This is a genomic window from Neisseria sp. P0021.S006 (genome assembly GCF_051956895.1).
Genome location: NZ_JBQCWZ010000526.1, coordinates 1 through 922 on the forward strand (window position 1 = coordinate 1; position 922 = coordinate 922).

The 922-nt window shown below is 50.5% G+C and carries 1 protein-coding gene; it reads left to right on the top strand.

The features are described 5' to 3' along the window. Positions 1 to 51 precede the first annotated feature (51 nt). Positions 52 to 922: methyltransferase (locus tag ACTHUM_RS15460; protein WP_440403348.1), on the top strand; the 871-nt coding region annotated here is incomplete at its 3' end.

The window sequence follows — 922 nt, forward strand, 5'->3', positions numbered from 1 at the left end:
CATCCTAAATATAGTAAACTAATCCCCTATTTCCCCGATTTGAAACACACTATGCCCCACACCATCCCTACCGACCGCGCCGACATCGAATGGCGCAACGAAAGTACACAAAAGCCGCCCAAGCAGGCGGTTTACATACAAGAAACAGGCGCAGCAGAAATCTTAAAAAATGCCCACGCGCAAACTGCAACCGTTTGGACTGGCGATTTTCACAATGCCAAGCAAGTCTTGGCCGCAATGAAAAAACGTATCCGCAGGCCGTCTGAAAAAAAGAAAGGCGCACCTGCCGATATTCAGACGGCCTTTCACGCCCACCGTATGAAACAGGCGCAACAAAGTCGTTTGCTCAATATGCTTGCCGTTGAAATCCAACCGAATTTTCAACTGGATAATGCACGTGCACCCGACATCTACGCCGCCCTGTGCGATGTTTACGACACACCAAACGACAAACCGTTTCTCTTGCCGCTGAATCAATTACTGGGCTTTATCGGTGCGCACGAATGGCACAAAAAAGGCATAGACATTCCGCAGCTAGACGGAAAAATCCATGTTCCTTTCGGCGTATTCTCTCCACTGCGTGGCGAATATTTGGATTTAATCGCCCAAGCGCCACTCGCTCCCCATATTCAGACGGCCTTTGACATCGGCACCGGCTCAGGCGTTATTGCCGCAATTTTGGCCAAACGAGGCATACCCGACATCATCGCCACAGACACCAACCCCAAAGCAATTGCCTGCGCCACCACAAACCTTGAGCGTCTAGGCTTGGATAAAGCTATCAGCGTTCAATCGATTGATTTATTTACAGAAAGTTGCGCCGACCTTATCGTCTGCAATCCGCCTTGGCTGCCTGCAAAACCGACCTCCGCTATTGAGACCGCCCTTTACGACCCCAATCACGCCATGCTGACTGCGTCTT